This window comes from Micromonospora sp. U21 (assembly GCF_018070045.1).
Classification (GTDB): domain Bacteria; phylum Actinomycetota; class Actinomycetes; order Mycobacteriales; family Micromonosporaceae; genus Micromonospora.
Window position 1 is genome coordinate 131,824 of sequence record NZ_JAGPYK010000014.1, and the last position, 21,474, is coordinate 153,297.

At 71.4% G+C, this 21,474-nt stretch carries 20 protein-coding genes and 1 pseudogene; 10 read left to right on the top strand and 11 right to left on the bottom strand.

Annotation, left to right across the window (positions count from 1 at the left end; all coding sequences use genetic code 11):
• Nucleotides 1-110: 110 nt before the first annotated feature.
• The 3 genes from KBX63_RS19690 (at nt 111) to KBX63_RS19700 (ending at nt 3,103) form a co-directional block, all read left to right on the top strand.
• Entirely contained in the window at nt 111-1,241 is a 1,131-nt protein-coding gene (locus KBX63_RS19690; protein WP_210912747.1) for a sensor histidine kinase, read from the top strand.
• Nucleotides 1,238-1,900, top strand: coding sequence for a response regulator transcription factor (locus KBX63_RS19695; protein ID WP_210912749.1), 663 nt, complete (start codon nt 1,238-1,240; stop codon nt 1,898-1,900). The genes KBX63_RS19690 and KBX63_RS19695 overlap by 4 nt, the downstream gene beginning before the upstream one ends.
• A 387-nt stretch (nt 1,901-2,287) precedes the next feature.
• Nucleotides 2,288-3,103 (top strand): SigB/SigF/SigG family RNA polymerase sigma factor, encoded by an 816-nt coding sequence (locus KBX63_RS19700; protein ID WP_210912751.1) that lies wholly within the window; start codon nt 2,288-2,290, stop codon nt 3,101-3,103.
• Between the two features lie 330 nt (nt 3,104-3,433).
• Here KBX63_RS19700 and KBX63_RS19705 read toward each other — a convergent pair whose 3' ends face one another.
• Together KBX63_RS19705 and KBX63_RS19710 are read right to left on the bottom strand one after the other, a co-directional pair.
• The gene (locus KBX63_RS19705) at nt 3,434-4,573 is read right to left on the bottom strand and encodes a glutamate--cysteine ligase (protein WP_210912753.1); all 1,140 of its coding nucleotides are present in this window, start codon (nt 4,571-4,573) and stop codon (nt 3,434-3,436) included.
• A gap of 224 nt (nt 4,574-4,797) precedes the next feature.
• Entirely contained in the window at nt 4,798-5,199 is a 402-nt protein-coding gene (locus KBX63_RS19710) for a ChaB family protein (RefSeq protein ID WP_210912755.1), read from the bottom strand.
• A 233-nt stretch (nt 5,200-5,432) separates the two neighbouring features.
• Here KBX63_RS19710 and KBX63_RS19715 point away from each other — a divergent pair, with 233 nt between their 5' ends.
• The 5 genes from KBX63_RS19715 to KBX63_RS19735 all read left to right on the top strand — a co-directional run bounded on the left by KBX63_RS19715 (nt 5,433) and on the right by KBX63_RS19735 (nt 11,295).
• The gene (locus tag KBX63_RS19715; RefSeq protein ID WP_210912757.1) at nt 5,433-7,226 is read left to right on the top strand and encodes a thiamine pyrophosphate-requiring protein; all 1,794 of its coding nucleotides are present in this window, start codon (nt 5,433-5,435) and stop codon (nt 7,224-7,226) included.
• A gap of 135 nt (nt 7,227-7,361) precedes the next feature.
• Nucleotides 7,362-7,895 (top strand): HPP family protein, encoded by a 534-nt coding sequence (locus tag KBX63_RS19720; protein ID WP_210912759.1) that lies wholly within the window; start codon nt 7,362-7,364, stop codon nt 7,893-7,895.
• Nucleotides 7,888-10,323 (top strand): molybdopterin oxidoreductase family protein, encoded by a 2,436-nt coding sequence (locus KBX63_RS19725; RefSeq protein WP_210912761.1) that lies wholly within the window; start codon nt 7,888-7,890, stop codon nt 10,321-10,323. Before KBX63_RS19720 ends, KBX63_RS19725 begins: the two co-directional genes overlap by 8 nt.
• 3 nt (nt 10,324-10,326) lie before the next feature.
• On the top strand, nt 10,327-10,785 hold the full coding sequence (locus tag KBX63_RS19730) for a hypothetical protein (RefSeq protein ID WP_210912763.1): 459 nt from the start codon (nt 10,327-10,329) through the stop codon (nt 10,783-10,785).
• 105 nt (nt 10,786-10,890) lie between these two features.
• Nucleotides 10,891-11,295: a four-helix bundle copper-binding protein gene (locus KBX63_RS19735; RefSeq protein WP_247662702.1), complete on the top strand. Its 405-nt coding sequence runs from the start codon at nt 10,891-10,893 to the stop codon at nt 11,293-11,295.
• Here KBX63_RS19735 and KBX63_RS19740 read toward each other — a convergent pair.
• The 3 genes from KBX63_RS19740 to KBX63_RS19750 form a co-directional block, all read right to left on the bottom strand.
• Nucleotides 11,288-12,247: a TIGR03557 family F420-dependent LLM class oxidoreductase gene (locus KBX63_RS19740; RefSeq protein ID WP_210912765.1), complete on the bottom strand. Its 960-nt coding sequence runs from the start codon at nt 12,245-12,247 to the stop codon at nt 11,288-11,290. The two genes, KBX63_RS19735 and KBX63_RS19740, sit on opposite strands and share 8 nt — an antisense overlap.
• An 84-nt stretch (nt 12,248-12,331) precedes the next feature.
• Complete coding sequence (locus KBX63_RS19745) at nt 12,332-13,180, bottom strand: SDR family oxidoreductase (RefSeq protein WP_210912767.1); 849 nt, start codon at nt 13,178-13,180, stop codon at nt 12,332-12,334.
• A gap of 76 nt (nt 13,181-13,256) precedes the next feature.
• Complete coding sequence (locus KBX63_RS19750; RefSeq protein ID WP_210912768.1) at nt 13,257-14,609, bottom strand: metallophosphoesterase; 1,353 nt, start codon at nt 14,607-14,609, stop codon at nt 13,257-13,259.
• 39 nt (nt 14,610-14,648) lie between these two features.
• Between KBX63_RS19750 and KBX63_RS19755 the strand changes: the two are divergent.
• Nucleotides 14,649-15,476, top strand: a pseudogene (locus KBX63_RS19755) (glycosyltransferase family 9 protein); the annotation flags it as partial.
• A gap of 10 nt (nt 15,477-15,486) precedes the next feature.
• Here the strand turns inward: KBX63_RS19755 and KBX63_RS19760 are convergent.
• From KBX63_RS19760 to KBX63_RS19785, 6 genes are all read right to left on the bottom strand, one after another.
• Nucleotides 15,487-16,197, bottom strand: coding sequence for a GAF and ANTAR domain-containing protein (locus KBX63_RS19760; protein WP_210912770.1), 711 nt, complete (start codon nt 16,195-16,197; stop codon nt 15,487-15,489).
• Between the two features lie 275 nt (nt 16,198-16,472).
• Nucleotides 16,473-16,979, bottom strand: a complete 507-nt coding sequence (locus tag KBX63_RS19765) for an STAS domain-containing protein (RefSeq protein WP_210912771.1) — start codon at nt 16,977-16,979, stop codon at nt 16,473-16,475.
• A 153-nt stretch (nt 16,980-17,132) separates the two neighbouring features.
• Entirely contained in the window at nt 17,133-17,432 is a 300-nt protein-coding gene (locus KBX63_RS19770) for a hypothetical protein (RefSeq protein WP_210912772.1), read from the bottom strand.
• 20 nt (nt 17,433-17,452) lie between these two features.
• Entirely contained in the window at nt 17,453-18,565 is a 1,113-nt protein-coding gene (locus KBX63_RS19775; protein WP_210912773.1) for a putative manganese transporter, read from the bottom strand.
• A gap of 69 nt (nt 18,566-18,634) precedes the next feature.
• Nucleotides 18,635-19,504 (bottom strand): manganese catalase family protein, encoded by an 870-nt coding sequence (locus tag KBX63_RS19780; protein ID WP_210912774.1) that lies wholly within the window; start codon nt 19,502-19,504, stop codon nt 18,635-18,637.
• 327 nt (nt 19,505-19,831) lie between these two features.
• A complete protein-coding gene (locus KBX63_RS19785) occupies nt 19,832-20,266 on the bottom strand; it encodes an STAS domain-containing protein (protein WP_210912775.1) in 435 nt (144 codons plus the stop codon).
• A 431-nt stretch (nt 20,267-20,697) separates the two neighbouring features.
• On the opposite strand from KBX63_RS19785, the gene KBX63_RS19790 reads away from it, so the two are divergent.
• Nucleotides 20,698-21,411 carry a GAF and ANTAR domain-containing protein gene (locus KBX63_RS19790; protein WP_210912777.1) on the top strand — a complete coding sequence of 238 codons (714 nt, stop codon included), beginning with the start codon at nt 20,698-20,700 and terminating at the stop codon, nt 21,409-21,411.
• The last annotated feature ends 63 nt before the right edge of the window (nt 21,412-21,474 follow it).

Consider the following 21,474-nt stretch of genomic DNA (forward strand, 5'->3'; position numbering starts at 1 on the left):
CCGGCTGCCGCAGACGCGGTAGGCGCCGCGCAGGTACTGCGTGCGCGGTAGGCGTCCGCTCCTCCGTGAGCAGGAGTCGCCCCGCGACGGCATCCGGTTAGGGTGCGCGCATGAGCACAGGACGGTCCGGTGTTCCGGCGGGTTTCCGAGATTGGGCGATCGCGGTCTGCGTGGCGGCGGTGCTGCTGGTCGCCGGGCGGTCCGGGGACCATTCCGCAGCGGGTGCCGACCTGCTCGGCTACGCGTTGTTGGCGGCCGGTGGACTGGCACTGGCGGCACGCCGCCGGGCTCCGGTTCCCGTCCTGGCCGTCACCGGGCTCTGCGCGGTGGGCTACCAGGCGGTCGGTTTCGACGTGCCCGCCGTCGCGTTCCTGTTCGCGGTGTACGCCGCCGTGCGGGCGGGCCACCGCGTCGTCACGGTCGTGGCGGCTGTGCTGATGCTGGCGGCCCTCCCGCTCGCGGCCCTCGCCCTGCCGCAGGACATGCCCGTGGGGGAGGCGCTCGCACGGGCCCGGGGTGCCCTCGAGCTGGCATGGCTGGTCGCCGCCGGTGCCGCTGGGGAAGCGCTGCGGCAGGCCGAGCGGCGGGCGGACGACGCCGAGCGCACCCGGGAGGAGACCGCGCGGCGGCGCGCCGACGAGGAGCGGCTGCACATCGCGCGGGAGCTGCACGATTCGCTCACCCACCAGATCTCGATCATCAAGGTGCAGGCCGAGGTGGCCGTCCACCTGGCCCGCAAGCGCGGAGAGCAGGTGCCGGAGTCCCTGCTGGCGATCCGCGATGCCGGTCGTGAGGCGAACCGGGAACTGCGCGCGACCCTGGAGACGCTGCGCGACGACGGCACGACCCCGCCGCATGGGCTCGATCACCTGCCGGAGCTGGTGGAACGGGCCCGGATGACCGGCCTGGACGCGACCTTGACGATCGAGGGACACCGACCCGACGTGCCGGCCGCGGTGGACCGCACCGCCTACCGGATCGTTCAGGAATCCCTCACCAACATCGCCCGGCACGCCACCGCCGCCACGGCATCGGTCCGGATCGACTACCGTCCGGACGCCCTCGCGATCCGGGTCGACGACGACGGCACGGCAACGCCACACATCGCCCCGATACCCGGCGTCGGGCTGCTCGGGATGCGCGAACGAGTCACCGCCCTCGGCGGTCGCCTCCGCGCCGAACCACGCAACGAGGGCGGCTTCAGCGTCCTCGCTGAGCTACCCGTGGGCCGAACGTCATGATCCGCGTCCTGTTGGTCGACGACCAGCCGCTCCTTCGCAGCGGCTTCCGCGCGCTCCTCGACGTGGAGGACGACATCGAGGTGGTGGCCGAGGCGGCCGACGGGCGGGAGGGCCTGGCTCTGGCCAGGGAGCACCTGCCCGACATCGCGCTCATCGACATCCAGATGCCGGTCATGGACGGCATCGAGGCGACCCGGCGCATCGCCGCGGACCCGGCCCTGGCCCGGGTGCACGTCGTCATCCTGACCAACTACGGCCTCGACGAACACGTCTTCCACGCCCTGCGCGCCGGTGCCGCCGGATTTCTCGTCAAGGACATCGAGCCGGAGGACTTCCTGCACGCCATGCGCGTCGCTGCGCGCGGCGACGCCCTGCTCGCACCGTCGATCACCCGAAAGCTGATCAACCGGTACGTCACCGAGCCGCTCCACTCAGCCGCTGACACGCGGCTGGAGGGGCTGACCAACCGCGAACGCGAGAGCGTCGCCCTCGTCGCGCAGGGCCTGTCCAACGACCAGATAGCGGAACGCCTGGTGATCAGCCCACTGACCGCCAAGACCCACGTCAACCGGGCCATGGCCAAGCTCCATGCCCGGGACCGCGCCCAACTCGTGGTCCTCGCGTACGAATCCGGCCTGGTGACACCACGCAACCGCTGAGGTTGACCTCAGGCAGGAGGCCGGGCACCGCGGCTGGCGCAGCACCGGTGGCAGAAGTCCGCCACCCGTTCTAGGCTCTCCTCTGGGTCAAGCCACGTGCCCGACACGATCCCGAGTCTTGGGAGGTCCGCACGTGACCGGCGATCCAGCTACCGCACGAGCCGTGAAGGCTCGCCTGGTGTCCTGTCCACCGGGGCACAGGTTTGCGGAGGCTGGCAGCCCGCCCCGGTCTGGGCGAGGTGCGGCATCCCCTCGCGGTGGTCGCGACCGCCACGACGCCATGACGGCCCCGGTCGGCGTCCTCATGGCGGAAGGTCCACCTCGGCACGCCATCGGTGATCGTGACCGCAACCGGACAGCACCCACATCGGACCGCGGACGATGCTCATGATCACCACCTCGACGGGTCGGCCCACGCCGACAAACAGCCTGGCTGGCGAGGGCAACGCGCCTGAGTCGCCGGCCAGCCACCACCTCGCCGTGATGGCCGCGCTGCCGGCCGACCATCCGTCCCGGCCCGCCGCTCGGGATCGGGCCATCGAGGCCGGGCTCCCGATGGCCCATCACCTCGCCCGGCGTTACAGCGGCCGCGGCGAACCCAGCGAGGACCTGGCGCAGACGGCGGCACTGGGCCTGATCAACGCGATCGACAGGTTCGACCCGTCGCGTGGGGTCGACTTCGCCAACTACGCGATCCCCACCATCGTGGGAGAGATCAAGCGCCAGTTCCGCGATCGCACCTGGGACATCCGTGTGCCCCGCCGGCTTCAGGAGCGGCGAATGGCCATCGCCGAGGCCAACAACAGCCTCACCCAGCTGCTCGGCCGCTCGCCGACCGTCGCCGACATCGCCAAACACCTGGACCTCAGCGAGGAGGAGATCCTTGAGGGGTTGGAAGGTGCCCGCGCCTACAACGCGGTTTCACTGTCCACCCCGTTCGGCGACGGCACCTCATCGAGGGAGCTGGGCGACATGCTCGGCGGCGACGACAACGACCTCGCCCTCGCCGAGCTGAGGGTGGCTCTCGTGCCGGCGCTCGCCGCCCTGAACGACCAGGAGCAGAAGATCATCGCACTGCGCTTCCACGGCAACCTGACGCAGCAGGAGATCGCCGAGCAGATCGGCGTGTCTCAGATGCACGTCTCCCGGCTGCTTGCCCGGGCGCTGGCAAAGCTGAGGGTCCAGCTGTCTGCCATCCCGTGAGGGGTGCGCGGGCTGGGGCTCGATCCACAGCGTCGCGCTCGGCTCACCCGCTGCCCCACCGGAGGGGAGGCGTACCGACCGCAGCGTGGCACGTGTACGTGCCCAACCAGTCCGTCTACGGGTTCGTCACCGGGGCGGTCGCGGATGCCCTCGCCGCCCGCGACGGCGCCGGTCCCGGCCAGCGGCACGCGGCGTTGCGTCCCGAACGCCGTTCCGATGTGAGCCCACTGCCGCGCGCCGTCGCCCAAGCCGTACCGGGACGGCGGAGGTAGGGCCTGTACCGGGGCGAGGTCTCGACCAGGCAGAACCGGCGCCGCGCGGGAGACGCCGTCACTGGGCGCTGGTCTGTGCCGCCAGCAGATCCAGCACGGCGTTGAGGTCTCCGGTGCGCTCGAGCGCTCGGCGCTGTCGGCGGGCGCCCGTGCCGTCGCGGCGTAGCCTGCCCAGTTGGGCCAGCACGTAGCCGAGGTTGCCATGGCGCAGGAGCGCCGGTGCGACGGTGGCGAAGAGTTCGTCGATGAGGTCCCAGGCAGGGCGGGCTCCGCCGGCGCGCAGGTCGATGAGGGTGCCGTCGAGCCCGTCGTGCGCTGCCCGCCAGTGGGCGGCGGAGACCAGGCAGCCTCGGACGCGGGGCGCGGCGATTCCGGCGTGGATGTCCTCGATCACGGTCGCGACCAGCGCGCGGACCAGCCCGGCGACCAGCACGGTGTCGTCGACGGTGGAGCACACGTCGCCGACCCGGATCTCCACAGTGGGGTAGGAGGCGGACGGGCGGGCGTACCAGTAGACCATCGCCTCGTCGAGCATCACTCCGGCCGTGACCAGCGCGGCGACGGTCGCGTCGTAGTCGGCGGCGGAGGTGAAGTGCGGGGTGGGGCCGATGCTGGGCCAGCGTTCGAGTTGCATCGAGCGCCAGCTGGCGTGGCCGGTGTCGGCCCCGTCGTGCAGCGGTGAGTTGACGGTGATGGCCTGGACGACCGGCAGCCAGACCCGCAGGTGGTTGCACACCTGCACGGCGAGTTCCCGGTCGGGGATGCCGACGTGGACGTGGCATCCGCAGACGGCGGGGTCGTGGGCGACGGGTCCGTAGCGGTGTGACATGGCGTGGTAGCGCGGCCGGTCCGGCACCGAGCGGTGTGGCTCCGCGACGGGGGTCGCACCGACCGCCACCAGGCGGGCTCCCGCGTTCACGGCGGCCCGCGACGCGGCCCCGCGCAGCTCCACGAGCTGGTTCCGGAGCTCGTCGAGGTCCGTGCAGACGGGCGTGACCATCTCGATCATGCTGTGCCGGAACTCCTGGCGGCTCTGTTCGCGGGCGCCGCCGTACAGAGCGGTCAGGACCTGGTCGGCCACCGGCATGTTCACGCCCGTCTCCGGATCGATGAGCAGGTATTCCTCCTCCACGCCGAGCGTCAGCACGTCCGCGCCGGGTCGGGCGGCGGTGGTGGTGGCCGTGGAACGTTGCGTCATCGTGCGTCCGCTCCTGTCAAGGCCAGAGTAAGGTCGCCGCGATTCCCGGTTCTCAGGCGGACAAACCCGTGCAGGGTCACTGGTTGCTGGTCAGATCCCGTCACCCGGCTGGCGTGGTCACCGGCGCCGCTGTGGCGCGCCTCGTCGCTGGCGTGGCGCTCAGGCCGCTCGCGGCACCGGCATCCGCAGCGGGGTGCGTCGGGCAGGGCGTGGTTCAGCCTCTGTCACGCGCGGCTGGCGGCGCTGGTGCTGCGCCTGTTGGCCTTCTGGATCGCCTCGACCAGCTGGGGCTTGGTCATTCGCGACCGGCCTCGGATCTCCAGCTTCCGGGCGACGTCCATCAGGTGCTCCTTGCTGGCGTTGGCATCGACGCCACCGGCCGTCCGTCCTGCCTTGGACCCGCGGCCACGCGCCGCCTGCCTGTCGCTGGGGCCCTTGCGAGACTTGGCCTCCCAGTGATCGCCGACCTTCTCGAACGCGTGTTTGACGGCGGCGAAGGCGGTGCGGTGGGCGCGCTCGCCCTCGCCGTACTCCTCGACCGCCGAGTCGTGCGCCTTGACGTAGGTGTCCTGCGCCTTCTTGGGCGACCGCTTCAGCGTCGCCGGCATGTCCTTGCGCGCGGGCATCACAGTCCTCCTCCGGGTGCGTTGCCAACTCAGGTGCCCGACGGTGCGACCGACCAAACTCGTGACGAAATGTCACGTTCAGGCCGCCGGAGACTCCCTCTCGCTCCGGGCGCGCGCAGGGGAGAGCGGGCGGGCCACCACCGGAACCCGAACTGGTGCTGTCCGTCCGGTTCACGACAGCAGCCGGGGGTACCGCCACATGCTGGAGAGCGGTTCGAAACGAGGAGGCGGCGATGGCGAACGCGACAGTGTCGGACCTGGTGGTCGCCCGACTGGGGGACTGGGATGTGGACCGGGTCTTCGGCTACTCCGGCGACGGCATCGACGGGGTCATGGGCGCGCTGCGCCGCGCTGGCCGACCGGAGTTCGTGCAGGCCCGGCACGAGGAGACGGCGGCGTTCATGGCCTGCGGGCACGCGAAGTACACCGGAGGGCTGGGGGTGTGCCTGTCCACCCAGGGGCCAGGTGCGGTGCACCTGCTCAACGGCCTCTACGACGCGCGGCTGGACTCCCAGCCGGTGCTCGCGATCGTCGGCCAGCAGGTGACCTCGGTACTGGGCAGCGGCTACCAGCAGGAGATCGACCTGGTCCGGCTCTACGGCGACGTCTGCTCCCAGTTCGTGCAGACCGCGTACACGGCCGAGCAACTGCCGATGCTGCTCGACCGGGCGATCCGCTCCGCCCTGGCGACCCGTAGCCCGGCCTGCGTGATCCTGCCGCACGACGTGCAGACCGCGCCCGCCCCCGATCTGGGCGCGCGTCAGCACGGGATCATGGTGACCAGCCCCGGGATGCCGGTGCCCGAGCTGCGCCCCCGCGCCGACGACCTTCGTGCCGCAGCCGACCTGCTGGATGCCGGCCAACGGGTGGCGATTCTGGTGGGACAGGGCGCCCGCGCCGCCGTCGCCGAGGTGGCTGACCTGGCTGAGGCGCTCGGTGCGGGCGTGGCCGCGTCGCTACTGGGCAAGCCGGTGCTGGACGAGTCCCTGCCGTTCCACACCGGCGTGATGGGGCATCTGGGCAGCACCGCCAGCAGCGTACTGATGGGGGAGTGCGACACCCTGATCATCGTCGGCAGCAACGACCCCTGGTCCGAGTTCTACCCCGCTCCCGGTCAGGCACGGGCGGTGCAGATCGACATCGACGGACGACGCATCGGCATGCGGTATCCGGTGGAGGTGCCGCTGCTCGGTGACGCCGCCACGACCATCCGTGCTCTGCTGCCGTTGCTCACGCCCGGACCTGACCGGAGCTGGCGGCAGCGCATCGAGGGCGAGGTGACGCGCTGGCGGGACATCGCCCAGCAGCGGGCCACCGCCGACGCAGACCCGCTCAACCCGCAGTACGTGCTGCACGCCCTCACCGACCGGCTGCCCACCGACGCGCAGGTGTCGGTGGACGTCGGGTCGGTGACCTACTGGTACGCACGGCACCTGCGGTTGCCCGTCGGCGTCGACGCGCACCTGTCCAGCACCCTGGCCTCGATGGGCTCGGCGCTGCCGTACGGGCTGGCCGCGAAACTCGCCACCCCGGACCGCCCGATGGTGGCGCTAGCCGGTGACGGGGCGATGCAGATGAACGGACTGGCCGAGCTGCTGACCGTCGCGCACCGGTGGCGGGACTGGGCCGACCCGCGGTTCGTGGTGCTGGTGCTGCACAACCGGGATCTGGCCGAGGTCAGCTGGGAGCAGCGGGAGATGGAGGGCGATCCCCGCTTCGTCGAGTCCCAGCGCCTGCCCGACGCCCCGTACGCCCGGTGGGCCGAGCTGCTGGGCCTGCACGGAGTTCGGGTCACCACGCCCACCGAGGTCGACGCGGCCTGGGACCGCGCCCTGTCGGCGGACCGGCCGACGCTCATCGAGGCGATGGTGGATCCGGCGATCCCGCTGCTCCCGCCGGCACAGCCGTACGAGAAGGTCGAGGCGATGTACCAGGCGCTCGGCCGCGAGGACACCGACCTGGGCCGGCGGGCGCTGGCACACCTGCGCCGGGAGCGTGCCACGGAGGGCTTCGACGACCCGCGGTGACGGCCGCGTCCGGGGACCGGACGGGCCGCTCGAGCCGACCGGTGGGCGGTCCCGCGGCGAAGTGCGACGACTGTTGGGTGTTTGTGCTGACCAGGACGGGAGAAGTGTGACGATCAGAGGCGGAGGGGGAGTCTGATGAGGCAGGCGCGGCGGTCGGTGCACGCCTTCGCGGGCACTGCGCTGGCGGTCGTCGTTGCCGGCGTGGTCGCGGTCCTCACCCATCAGCCGTGGTTGTTTCCCAGTCTCGGGCCGGCGGTGATGCTGCACGTGGAGAAGCCGGGCGCGCCCCAGTCGTCGCCACGCAACACCCTCATCGGGCATGGGGTGGCCCTGCTGGCCGGGTACGCGCTCCTTGTCGCCTGCGGACTGTCCGACGACCCCTCGGCGCTCCAGGAGGGGGTCGACGGGCTGCGGATCGTCGCGGCGGCCGGGTCGCTGGCGGTGACCGCGTCGGTGCTGGTGCTGCTGAAGGCGTCGCATCCCCCGGCGGGCGCGACGACGCTGATCGTGAGTCTGGGCCTGCTCCGCACCCCGACGCAGTTGCTCATCGCTGCCGGCGCCGTGGTGCTGGTCACCGTGGTGGACTGGCTGTACGGGCGGGTGTCGGGTCGGCCCATGCCGGTGTGGGCGGCGTTCGAGGAGTCGACGAGGGGAGCGCGGAATGGTTGACCGGATCGCTGATCCGTGGGGTGAGCGGACCCCGTACGGGCCGGGGCAGGAATGGCCGGTCCGGGTGGACCGGTTCCTCGACGGTGACCGCACCGAGGCGGACGTCGATCGGTGGGCCCAGTCGGCGTCGGTGCTGCACTCCAACGGAGACGCGATGGACATCGCGGTCGCCGGCGGCAGGATCGTCGGGGTGCGTGGCCGCGCGGCCGACCGGGTCAATCGGGGACGGCTCGACCCGAAGGATCTCTACGGCTGGCAGGCCAACCACAGCGCGGACCGGCTGACCCGTCCGCTGGTCCGCGACGGCGACCGCCTGGTGGAGACGGACTGGGACACGGCGATGGGCCGTATCGTCGCCCGCTCGAAGGAACTACTGGACGGACCGGGCGGGTGGGGTCACTTCGGCTTCTACACCACGGGGCAGCTGTTCCTGGAGGAGTACTACGCGCTCGGTGTGATCGGAAAGGCCGGCCTGGGCACCCCACACATGGACGGCAACACCCGGTTGTGCACCGCCACGGCCGCGGCGGCGCTGAAGGCCAGCTTCGGCACCGACGGGCAGCCCGCCTCGTACACCGACATCGACCACTGCGACGCCATCGCGCTGTGGGGCCACAACGCCGCCGAGACCCAGACGGTGCTCTGGATGCGGATGCTGGACCGGCGGCGCGGGCCGAACCCGCCGGCGATGCTCGCGGTCGACCCACGCGCCACCCCGGTCGCTCGGGAGGCCGACCTGCACCTCGCCGTCCGTAACGGCACGAACATGGCCCTGATGAACGGACTGCTCCGCGAGATCATCCAGCGCGGCTGGTACGACCCCGACTACGTCGACGCGCACACACTCGGATTCGAGGAGCTGTGCCGGACGGTCGACGGTTATCCACCCGACCGGGTGGCCGACATCTGCGACGTCCCGGCCGCCGACGTGGAGCGCGCCGCCGAGCTGCTCGGCACCTCCCGCCGGCTGCTGTCGACGGTTCTCCAGGGCTTCTACCAGTCCAACCAGGCCACCGCCGCCTCCTGCGCCGTCAACAACCTGCACCTGGTCCGCGGCATGATCGGTCGTCCGGGCGCGGGGATCTACCAGATGAACGGTCAGCCCACGGCACAGAACACCCGGGAAACCGGCGCGGACGGCGACCTGCCCGGCCTCCGGAACTGGGACAACGAGCAGCACATCGCGGAGCTGGCGCGGCTGTGGAACGTCGAGGTCGACACCATCCCGCACTGGGCGCCGCCAACGCACGCCATGCAGATCTTCCGGTACGCCGAGCAGGGCTCGATCAAGCTGCTCTGGATCTCCGCCACCAACCCGGCGGTATCCCTGCCCGACCTGTCGCGCATCCGGCGGATCCTCCGGCAGCCGGAGCTGTTCGTGGTGGTGCAGGACCTCTTCCTGACCGAGACCGCCGAACTGGCCGACGTGGTGCTGCCCGGCGCGACGTGGGGCGAGAAGACCGGCACCTTCACCAACGTCGACCGCACCGTGCACATCTCGGAGAAGGCCGTCGACCCGCCCGGCGAGGCCCGCGCCGACCTGGACATCTTCCTCGACTACGCCCGGCGGATGGACTTCCGCGACCGTGACGGCGCGCCGCTGATCCGGTGGACCGGGCCGGAGGAGGTGTTCGAGGCGTGGAAGGAGTGTTCCCGGGGGCGGCCGTGCGACTACACCGGCATCACCTACGAGCGGCTGCGCGGCGGCTCCGGCATCCAGTGGCCCTGCAACGAAGACCACCCCGACGGCACCGAAAGGCTCTACACCGACGGCCGGTTCAACACCGACCCCGACTACTGCGAGACGTACGGCCAGGATCTCGCCACGGGCGCGGAGTTCACCGAGCCCGAGTACCGCGCCAAGGAGCTGAAGGGACGGGCGTTCCTGCACGTCGTCGACTACCAGCCCTCACCCGAGGTGCCCGACGAGGAACACCCGATGCTGCTCACCACCGGGCGTACCGTCTACCAGTTCCACACCCGCACCAAGACCGGCCGCGCCCCGCAGCTCAACCAGGCCGCCCCGGAGGTGTGGGTGGAGTTCAACCCGGCCGACGCCGACCGGCTCGGCATCGCCGAGGGCGACCTGGTCGGCGTCTCCTCCGCGCGCGGCGCGATACAGGCGCGCGCCCGGCTCTGCGGCATCCGCCCCGGCGTGGTGTTCCTGCCGTTCCACTACGGCCACTTCGACCAGGACCCGACCGAGCGCACGCCGCGCGCCGCCAACGAGCTGACCATCACCGCCTGGGACGCGATCTCCAAGCAGCCCATCTTCAAGGTGGCCGCCGTCGCGGTGACGAAACTCGCCGACGGGCGGGGCGTACCCTCGCCGGCGCCGACGGTCGGCGGCAGCGAACCGCCCCCGGACGCCGACGTGCCGGCGACCGTCGGCGGACCGGCCGCCCAGGCCACCAGCGGGAAGGAGTGAACCGTGCACCTCGCCCACTACCTCGGCCTGCTGCACCGCGCACAGGTCAACCTCGCGGACGCGTTCCGGCAGGTCGCCGAGGCCCACGCCGACGAGCCCGACATCCAGCACCTCTGCCAGCAGCAGGCCCAGCGCTGCGACGCACACGCCGAACGCCTGCAGCCGTTCGCCGCCCGCTACGCCGAGGAGGCACCCGACGAACCGGACCGGCTGCACTCGCAGCTGTTCACCGGCACCCGCACCGGCGGCCTCGGTCTCCTGCGCGACCTGCAGGACCTGTACCTGATGGCGGCCGAGTGCGACATCGCCTGGACCGTCGTCGGACAGGCCGCCTACGGGGTCCGGGACGAGGACCTGCTCGCGACGGTGCAGGGCTGCGAGGGGGAGACGGCGATCCAGCTCAAGTGGCTGCGTACCAGGATGAAGCAGGCCGCTCCGCAGGCCCTCGTCGTCGCCGACTGACGGCGCCGGCCACGCCAGCCCGCACAGGCTCCTCGGCCGTCTCGGGCATGGCCAGGACGCAGGTGGGTAGCGCAGGTGGACCGGAAGCCGATCAAGGAGATGACCATGACGATCACCATGGCGATGCTGGAGACCTATCCGAAGTCGATCAACCTCGACCGGGCGAAGCTGGCCGCGACCATCGACACGATCAACGGCTGCGCGCAGGCGTGCACGGCCTGCGCGGACGCCTGCCTGAGCGAGGACAGCGTCGCCGAGTTGACCAAGTGTGTGCGTACCGACCTGGACTGCGCCGACATCTGCACCACCACCGCCCGGGTGCTGTCCCGGCACACCGGCTATGACGCCAACATCACTCGCACCCTGCTGGAGGCCTGCGCCACCGCCTGCAGGTCCTGTGGTGACGAGTGCGCCAGGCACGCGCAGATGCACGAACACTGCCGGATCTGCGCCGATGTGTGCCGGGCCTGCGAGCAGGCCTGCCGCGATCTGCTGGCGACCATCAGCTGAGCGCGCGGAGGCGGTCGGCGAGAGTGTCACGGAAGAAGTCGAGGAAACCGTCGGGGTCCGGACCGGCGTTCTGCAGCACGAGGTGGTCGAAGCCCGCGTCCACGTACTTCCGCACCGCCTGGACGTGGGTCTCGGGGTCGGGGCCGACCGCGAACTGCTGCCGGATGTCGTCCTCGGTGACCGTGCGGGACGCGGCATCGAAGTTGACCGGATTGGGCAGCTCACTCATCACCTTCCAGCCGGTGACCGCCCACCGGCTGGTCTGCCAGGCCGCCTGCACGGCCTGCTGCTCGTCGGTGGCCCACGCCACGGGCACCTCGGCGTAGCGCGGCCCTGTCCCGCCGCCGCGCTGGTAGGCCTGCACGAGGTCGGGTTCGGGCTCGGTGGCGAACAGCCCGTCGCCGAGCTCGGCGGCGATCGCCACCGACGCGGGGCCGCTGGCCGCGACGGCGATGACCGGCGCCTGCTCCGGCAGGTCGAACACCCGCGCGTCCTCCAGCTGGAGGTGCTTGCCCTCGTAGGACTGGTAGCCACCGGACCACAGCAGCCGGATGATCTCCAAGGCCTCGCGCAGCCGCTCGTGCCGCCCGTGCGCGCCGGGGAACCCCTGGCCGACGACGTGCTCGTTGAGCCGCTCGCCGGCGCCCACGCCGAGGGTGAACCGGCCGTCGGAGACGATCGCCAGAGTGGCGGCCGCCTGCGCGATGATCGCCGGGTGGTAGCGCACCGTCGGGCAGGTCACCCCCGTGGCCAGGCCGATCCGCTCGGTCTGCGCGGCGATCGCCCCGAACACCGTCCACGTGAACGACGAGTGACCCTGGACATCCAGCCACGGGTGGTAGTGGTCGCTCATCTCCACGAAGTCGAAGCCCACCTGCTCGGCGCGGACCGCCTGTCGGATGATCTCCTTCGGGCCGAATCCTTCGGTGGACAGCTTGTACCCGATCCGCATGCCGTTCTCCTCGACCGGTCCGTGCCGCTCCTGCCCGTCACCCTCTCACCGATCGGGCTCCCAGAAGCGGGGTTCCGCTGGTCGTCAGCCGGGCAGGGTGATGCCGCCGATCGGGGCGAGCACCTCGCCCGTGTAGTAGGACGACAGTTGGTCGCTGGCGAAGAACACGTACGAGGGAGCGATCTCGTCCGGTTGCGCGGCGCGTCCCATCGGCACCTGCTGGCCGAACTCCTGCACCTTGTCCGCGGGGAACGTGGCGGGGATCAGGGGCGTCCAGACCGGTCCGGGGGCGACACAGTTGACCCGGATCCGCTTCTTGATCAGGGACTGGGCGAGGGAGTAGGTAAGGGCGATGATCGCGCCCTTGGTGGCCGAGTAGTCGATCAGATGGCCATTGCCCTTGAGCCCGTTGATCGAGGCCGTGTTGATGATCGCCGAGTTCTCCGGTAGGTGGTCGAGGGCCGCCTTGGTCACCCGGTAGTAGCTGTGGATGTTCACCGCGAAGGTGTGCTGCCACTGCTCTTCGGAGATCTCGCTGAGCGAGTTGGCGTTCTGTTGGTAGGCGACGTTGTTCACCAGGAGGTCCAGGCCGCCGAGTTCTCGTACCGCGCGGGTGACCACCTCGGCGCAGTGCCGGGGGTCGGCCAGGTCGCCCGGGAGCAGCACGCACCGATGTCCCGTCGCCTCGACCAGTTCGGCGGTACGCCGGGCGTCGTCGTCCTCGCTGAGGTAGGCCACGGCGACGTCCGCGCCTTCCTTGGCGAACGCGACCGCGACGGCACGCCCGATGCCCGAGTCACCACCGGTCACCAGGGCCCGCCTCCCTCGGAGCAGGTCGCGGCCGGTGTATTCGGCCATCTCGTCGCGGGGCCGAGGGTCCATGCCGGCGGTCTCGCCGGGGTAGGGCTGCTCCTGCGGGCTGGGATCGGGCATTTGATCAGCAGAGGTCACCTTCTGCCGTTACCCGATGATTGCCGGATAAACCTGTGCCGAGCCGCTGGCATCCGACTCACGGCAGGACGGCGAGCAGGGCCTGGCGAGCCCCGACGCTCGCCAACTCGCTGTCGAGGGGGCGGTCGAGCAGTTCGGCGAGACGAGGTACGAGAAACGGTGCCACCGCGACCGTGGTGGGCTCGACGGCACCGGTGCTGATGCCGGGCGGCATCCGGCCCCAGTTCCACCAGACATGATCGCCGGCGGGGTTGGCCGGGTCGGCGACGGCGGTCACGGCTCGCAGGAGCGTGCGGTACTCGCCCGCTCGTAGGTGGATCACCGCTGGGCGGTCGTCCGCCTGCCCGAACAGGCGCATGAGGTCCAGTTCGGTGACCGGCCCGGCGGGCAGCGCGGCCACCGCGCCGTCCACCGCGCCCTGGTTGGTGTGCTCGCTGGCGAGGACCAGCCCCGCGTCCGTCCCGGTGCTTTCGCGCAGTGCTCGAGCGATGAGACGGGGAAGGTAGTGCGTAGCGCCGGTACGGCCCAACCAGTCGTGTCGGCTCTGCCCGAGGACGTTCGCGGCCGCGGCGTCGAGAGCGTCGACGGCCGGATCGCGTCGCGGCGGTCGCCGGCCGGGCACCGGATGGACGCCACGGATCCGGGCGCGGCCGGCGCCGGACGGCAGGTCGGCCACGAGGACGGACGCCGCGAAGATGTGCGGGTGCCCGAACGGGACACCATCGAGTGTGCCCACCCAGGAGCCGGGGGTGTGCCCGCCCAGGACGAGATCGACGCTGCCGATCCACGGCCTGGTGAGCGCGGCCAGCCGGTCGCTTCGGGCGCCCGTGGCAGTGCTGCCCGGCTGCGGCCACCAGTCCACGCCGTCGTGCAGCAGGACGACCACCCAGCGAGCGCCGTCGGCGCGCAGGTCGGCGCTGAGCTCGGCGACCCGTTGTGGCCATCCGTCCAGCGGCGGCGGGGCGACGGCGAACCGGTGCGTGAACGGGTGGGTCACGCCGACCACACCAACAGGACCACCGGAGGTGTCGATGATCGTGGACGCTGGTAGGCCGACGTCGACGTTCGCGCACAGCACCGGATAGGGCAACAGCCCGGCAGCCGCCCGCAGCGCCGGCACGCCCTCGTCGAATTCGTGGTTGCCGGCGGCGGCCGCGTCGATGGGCAGCTGCGCCAGCTCCTGCCATGGCCGGCGCCCGAGCAGCGGTTGCACCGGCCCGACGGCAAGATCGCCCGCGTCCAGCCAGAGGGTCGGTTGCGCCTCCCGCTCCCGCTCCAGCAGCTCCGCCAGGCCAGCGCAGGTGCCGGCCGTGCCGTAACTCGTCCGCAGTGGCACGAACGCCGCGCCCAGGTCGGTGGTGGCCAGGATCCGCACAGCAGTACCGGGCCGCGCCGTCGGTAAGGCATCCATCACGTCGAATGTAGGCGAGGTGGCGGGGCCCCGCCACGCGATCCCCGCGCGTTGGGCCACCTGAGGTGGCCCGGCCCACCGCCGGAGCTGGCGGTCAACCTGCACGGCCGAGGGCCACAGTCGCACCGGATGCTCGCCGAGGTCGGGCTGCGCCGGTTGCTCGCCTTCGCCAACCCGGAGGCCGGGCACGAGGACGGGCCACCGTGGCGGGCCGACGAGCACGAGGTGGACCGGTGGTGCCGAATGCTCGCCTGGTACGGCCTTCCCGCCGACCGCGGCGATCTGGCACTGGACCGCCCCGAGCCCGGTGGACTGCTGCCGACCGGGGTCACCGTCGTGCATCCCGGCGCGAAGGCGCCGCAGCGGCGCTGGCCACCGGTGCGCTTCGCGGCGGTCGCTCGGACGCTGGCCGGTCGTGGGCACCGGGTGGTGGTCACCGGCAACCCGGGGGAGCGGGGCATCGCTGAGCAGGTCGCGCGCCGGGCCGGGCTTCCCGACGACGCGGTGCTGGCCGCTAAGACCGGTCTCGGCGAGCTGGCCGCCCTGGTCGCGCACGCTCGTCTGGTGCTCAGCGGTGACACCGGCATCGGCCACCTGGCCACCGCGTACGGCACCCCGTCGGTGCTGCTGTTCGGCCCGGTGCCGCCCGCGCACTGGGGTCCACCGCCGGACCGGCCCCGCCACGAGGCGCTCTGGGTCGGGCCGCGTCCGCCGGGCGACGGCACGGCGGTGTACCCGGCGCTCGCCGAGCTGGACGTGCCGGCCGTGCTGGCCGCCATCGACCGGGTGACCCGGGCTCCCGCTCGTGCTGCCCTGCCGGTCCAGACGGCACCCTCCGCCGTCCGGTGGGCTGAGACCGCGCCTTAGGGCCGAGCGTTCAAGATCGCCGCCTGCGGGTGGTCTGGTCCACCAGTGCCTCGGCGACATCACGCAGCTTCTGGTTGGAGTCCTGCGAGATCTTGGCGAGCACCGCGAAGGCCTCATCGGCGCTGCACCGCCGACGGCCCATGATGATGCCCTTGGCCTGCTCGATGACGGCACGGCTGCGCATCGCGTTGCGCATCTGCTCGGCCAGCGCGGCAGCGCTGTCGTAGCGCTGCGCGTTGGCCACGGCGACTGCCGCATGGCCGGCGAAGGTCTGCGCCAACTGGACGACCTCGGTAAAGGCCCGCGGGGCCCGGCCATAGATGTTCAGCGCGCCGACCACCGCCTCCTGGATGGGCAGCGCCACCGACAGAGAGCTCGCGGCCCCGGTAGCGCGTGCGCTCGCGGCCCAGGCCGGCCAACGGCGCTCCGTGGCCATGTCCTCGACCATGATGACGGTGCCGCTGCTGGCGGCATCCAGGCACGGGCCGCGGCCCTGCTCGTACTGCAACTCGTCGAGCCGCAACGCCAGGTCCCCGGTGTACGCCGCGGTGTACGACCTGGAGCCCTGAATGAGGGTCACCGACACGTCCTCGGACCCGGGCACCGTCTGTTTGGCGATCTCCGTGATCCTGACCAGGACGGCGTTCAGGCTCGCTTCGCCGTACCGGATCGTACCCAGCTCGATGAGGGCCTGGGTGAGATCGAGGGGTGCCTGTGGCATGCGTCTGGCGTCCTTGCGGAACGGGCGCGGTCGACCTCGAACGAAGCTGAACAGCGCGGGGCGGGCGACCCGCGTGCAACGGACCGCTGTAGGACCCGACGTGGGGTCAGGACCGGCGCCGCTGCTTGACGCTCGTTCGCGACGTCTGTGCAGACGCGCTACAGGAGAGCATTTTACGATCCACACCGCACGGAGGGGCACTCGGGCGTCACGTGTGATCGGTTTGCTGTGGCGTGCCCGACGGCGGGCCCTCAGAACCGTGACGCGAGCCGATCTCAGGGATGGCGGGCAAGGGGCAGCCCGTCACCGCGGCGTCCGGGGGCCGGTCGGCATGGCGTCCTGGGGGCCGTCCGGTCGGCCGCCACCGGCGGGCCGAGGACCGCCCGCCGGATGGGTGGAGCGTGGACGCCGAGGAAGTGGTCGACACCCGCCACGCCGAGGATGTACCGGACGGTCGGTGACACGGCGGGCAGCGTGAGGACGCCGCCGGCACACGTGACCAGGTGCCGGGCCTGAAGCAGGGCGCTGATTCCGTGCGCGCTGAAGAAGGTGACCTCGGACAGGTCCAGCGCCACCTGTGGCGCGGGAGGTCCCGTGAGCAGACCGACCATGTCGACGAGCAGGTGAGCGCTGCTCATGTCGACCTCGCCGGAGACGCGGATCAATGTGGCCGGCGGCTCGCTCGTCGCGGTGACACACAGGATGGGCTCGTCCGCTGGCAGGAACCGTCCGGGCGACGAGTTGCGGCCCTCGGGTCCGGAACGGTGCATGATGTCCGACATGTATTTCTCCGGCGGGGTTCGAAGGTCTGTCGCCTTCGCCACGACGGTTGCGCGGCGAGACGGCCGGTCGGGCACATGTCTTGACCCGTCGTCGACGCTACCCCTTTCCCGCCGGGCACGCATCACGCGGCAACCAGCTGTGAACCTCCGCCACTAAAGATCGGTTTGAGACCCGCCAGACACCTGGCACCCCTCGGCGCGGGTTCTCGTGGGCGTCCTCGGTACGTGCCGGCCGGCTGCGGTGAGCCGCAGGCGCAGCAGTTCGCGAAGGAGAACTCTTCCTCCGGCCAGGGCTACGGCGACGGGGATCATCAGGCTGGTCAGTGCCAGGGCGGCGACGGTCCGACCCGGCAGCCCGGCGGCGAGCGCGACGACGGTCAGCGCGGTGAAGACGGCCAGCTTACGCCGGGTCCGCGACAGGGGGACGAGACGTGGCGTGGCGACGGAGGACATGACTACTCCCTTGCCGAGAACTACAGGACGACGAGCAGAGCGGCGCCGACGGCTGCTGCCGGGACGGTGGTGATGACGGTGGCCAGCGCGGCCGAATGCCGGCGCATCGCGGCAAGCGGGATCAGTGCGTCTCCGTCCTGGCTGATCGCGTTGGCGACCAGGGTCGGTAGCGGCAGGCCGCCGCTGACGTAGAGACCGGTGAAGACGATCTGCACCGCACAGCCGGGGATGAGGCCGATCCCGGCGCCGACCAGCACACCGATGATGCCGGTCACGGCCAGCTGTGAGCCGTCGAAACCGGTGGTGGTGGTCAGTACCTGCCAACCGAGGTAGGCCGCGGCGACCCAGACGGTGACGAAGGAGGCTTCGTGGGCGCTGTGCCGCAGCGTGGCGCCGATCGATCGGGCGTGCGCGGTCTCGAGGGTGTCGTCGGCCAGCCGCCCCCGCCCGGCGGCGAAGATGAGCGCCGCGGTCAGCGTGCCGAGCACACCGAGCGCCAGGTACGGGTCCACCCCGCCGAGGGCGTGGGTCAGCGCGGCCGGGTCGACGAGCTGGAACACGACCGGCACGGACACGGCGAAGGCCGGTGTGGTCAGGCCCCAGAACGCCGTCGACGCGGGCACCCGGGGCAGTAGCCCGCCGAGCAGGCGTCGGGACTCGGCCAGGTTGAGCCCACTGGCGGCGGCGAGGCCGACCGGTGCGGCGGTTGGCGCGAGCTTCGGCCGGCGCTGGGTGGCCCGTGCCGGATCGATGCCGAGAGCGTCGACGACGTATCCGGTGACCAGGCCGACGGCGAACAGCAGGGCGTGCAGTTTGAGCGCGAAGGCCGGGTTCCAGGCGAGCACGACCCATGACGAGTCCCCCATGGTGGCGGTCAGCGCGGCGACCACGGTGCCGAAGGAGACCTTGCCGCGGGCGTACAGGGGCATGAGGATGATGGCGCCGCCGCAGCCGGGGCTGACGCCGAGCAGCGCGCCGACCAGTGGGCCGAGCCGGCGGCGCCGGGTCAGCCCATCGGTGACCCGATCCCCGTAGCGCCAGCGCAGCGCGCCGAACAGCGCCACCATGACGGCGACGTACACGCCGACCTGCATGAACGCGTCAGCGAGTGGACGGAATACGAGTTCGGTCACGGCACACCTCCTGCGCGTACGACTGGGTGCCGGGCCGCCCGGCGTACCGGGCGGCCCGGCGAGGTGGGATCAGGTGATCTTGCTCTTGACCTTGTTCGCGACACCCTGCGCCATGCCCGGGTTGGTGCCGTACAGGCGAGGGTCGCCGGGTGCGAGCACCGGTTCGGGGGCGTGGGCGCGGGGGCTGTGGTCGTAGGTGAATTCGCCCTTGCCGTCCGGGGTGGGGCCGGAGGCCCAGCGGCCTTCGGCGGCGTCCTGGCCAGGGGAGAAGTCGAGGTAGGTGTAGCTGAACTCCTTGGTGAACTCCTTGGAGTCGGTGAAGGCGTCGGGTACCGGCATTTCTTCCAGGCCGTCCTGCTTGAGTTGTTCGATGGCGGCCATCCACATGTTCTGGTGCATGGTGTCGCGGGCCAGCAGGAAGCGCAGCATCTGCTTGACCCCGGGGTCGTCGGTCATGTTGAACAGCCGGGCGACCTGCAGGCGGCCCTGTGCCTCGGCGGTGACGTTGAGGTGGAAGTCGGCCATCAGGTTGCCGCTGGCGGTGATGAACGCGGCGTTCCAGGGCACGCCGTTGCTGTCGGTGGGCAGGGCGCCGCCGCCGCCGTGGATGAAGTGCGCCGGGTTCGACCCGCCGTAGATCGCGGCGACCATCGGGTTGTCGTCGGCGGCTTCCTGCAGGGACAGAGGGGCGTTCTCCAGCAGACGGGTGATCATGGTGGCGATCATCTCGACGTGCCCCATCTCCTCGGTGCCCACGTCGAGCAGCAGGTCCTTGTACTTGCCGGGCAGCCGGCAGTTCCAGCCCTGGTAGAGGTACTGGTTGGCGACGGTCATCTCGCCCCACTTGCCGCCCAGGATCTCCTGCAACCGGCGGGCGAACGCCGCGTCCGGGCCGTCCGGCTTCGCCTCGAACTGCAGGTCCTTGATGTGACTGAACATCGGTCCTCCTCGGTGCTGTTGCTGTTGACAGGGAGACTTCCCGCCGCGGTGGCCCGCCCGGGCCAACCGGCGGCCCCGCCGGGCCAACTGCGGGCACGTCGGGGGAGCACTCCGATCGCCCCTGAGATCGCGGCCAGCGCACGCGGACACGTTCGCCGTCGGCGGCGACGAGCGGGTGAGCGATGAGCGGCGCCGGTTGATCACTGCCGGCCGCCGCAGCAGCGTGGAGACGTCACTGACCGGGCTACGGCGCGAACCGGTCCGTCGCGGTTCACATCCCGGACGGCCAGGCCACGGCGAACGGAGCCTCAGCCGGCGCCGTGTCCGTCAGACACCGGGCAGCGCGGACACCCGGGGGGCCAGTTGACCGACCGGTCGCGCTGTCTGCTCGCCATGGCGGTGGCCGCGTGCTGGACAGAGACTCGTCAGGGTGCCGGTCGCCGCCAGGATCGTGGTGACACAGGGGGCGGCGTCGCGCAGGATCAGCTGCACCTGGGCGCGGACGGCGGTGCTCTGCGTGCGCAGCAGAGCGCTGATGCCATGGGCGCTGAAGAAGGTCACGCCGGAGAGGTCGAGCACGAGTCGTGCGGGCCGCCGACCAATCGCGTGTTCAGTCAGGTCGGTGATGAGGTGCGCGTTGCTCATGTCGACCTCACCGCTGACGGTGATCACGGTCGCGGGTCCAACGGTGACCAGGGACAGCGTCATGATGGGTTCGGCGGGCAGGATCTGACGCCGGGTGGAGTGCTCATGGGTCGACATCGCGCCTCCCGATGGTGCATCGGTCAGGTGGGCTTGGCCACCGCGTCGGGCTCGGTGGCAACCTGGGCGCATGTCTTGACCCGCCGATCACCCTACCTGCCGTATCGGCCGTCGACACCTCGCGCGGCGCCTCCGACTGCTGCCGCTTTGATCACAATCCCCGCAGGTGCCGACAGGGGCGACGCCGCTTCCGGCACGGTGAGATGCTCACCGACCCTCACGCAGAAGGTGCCCGGGATCGGACAGGAGTAGATTCACACTCCTGTAGCCCGCACCCCCGATCGGGTGCGGCGAACCGGCGTCACGAGACTGGCGTAGGTCCCGGCTCCGCCCTGGTGGGTCCGTGCAGCGGCCCGCCACCCGCGAGCTGCCACCCGCGTGCCCACGGCTTCGGCCTGCGACCGGCGCGCCGGTCGTGAGGACCCGACGCCATGACCCGGCCACCCCTGGACCCCACCGACGCCTTCGCCGAACTCGGCCGCATCAAGCTCGACGAGAACAGTCTCGACGATGTTCTGCAGCGCGTCGCCGAGCTCGCCAAACGCGCCCTGCCGATCCCGGTGGAGGTGTCGGTCACGCTGGTGCGCGGCGGGACCGGGCACACGGCCGCGTTCACCGACGAACTGGCCCGCGACCTCGACGAGCGGCAGTACGCGCACGGCCGCGGCCCGTGTCTGGAGGCGGCTGCCAGCGGTGACGTCCTGTCCGTCCCGGACCTGACCGCCGACGACCGCTGGCCGGACTGGGCCCAGCGTGGCCGCCAGGCCGGAGTGGGCAGTTCGGTGTCGATCGGTCTGCCGATCCAGGAGGCCGTCGTCGGAGCACTCAACGTCTACGCGCACATGCCGCACGCCTTCGACGACGACTCGGTGTCGATCCTCAAGACGTTCGGCGCGTACGCCGCGGTCGCCCTGGCCAACGCACAGCTCTACGACAGCACCGCCACCCTCGCCCGCCAGATGCAGGAGGCGATGGCGAACCGGGCGGTCATCGAGCAGGCCAAGGGCATCATCATGGCCGAGCGACGCTGCAACCCGGCGGAGGCGTTCACGATCCTGTCGAAGGTGTCGCAGGACTCGAACCGTAAGGTCCGCGAGGTGGCCCAGACCCTGGTCGGCCGGGCGGCCCGGACGTCCGGCGTCTGACCCCTCGAAGGTTGCCGGGACCGGCGTGGGCCGCAGTCGGCCCGGGAGGCGACGGACGCCGCG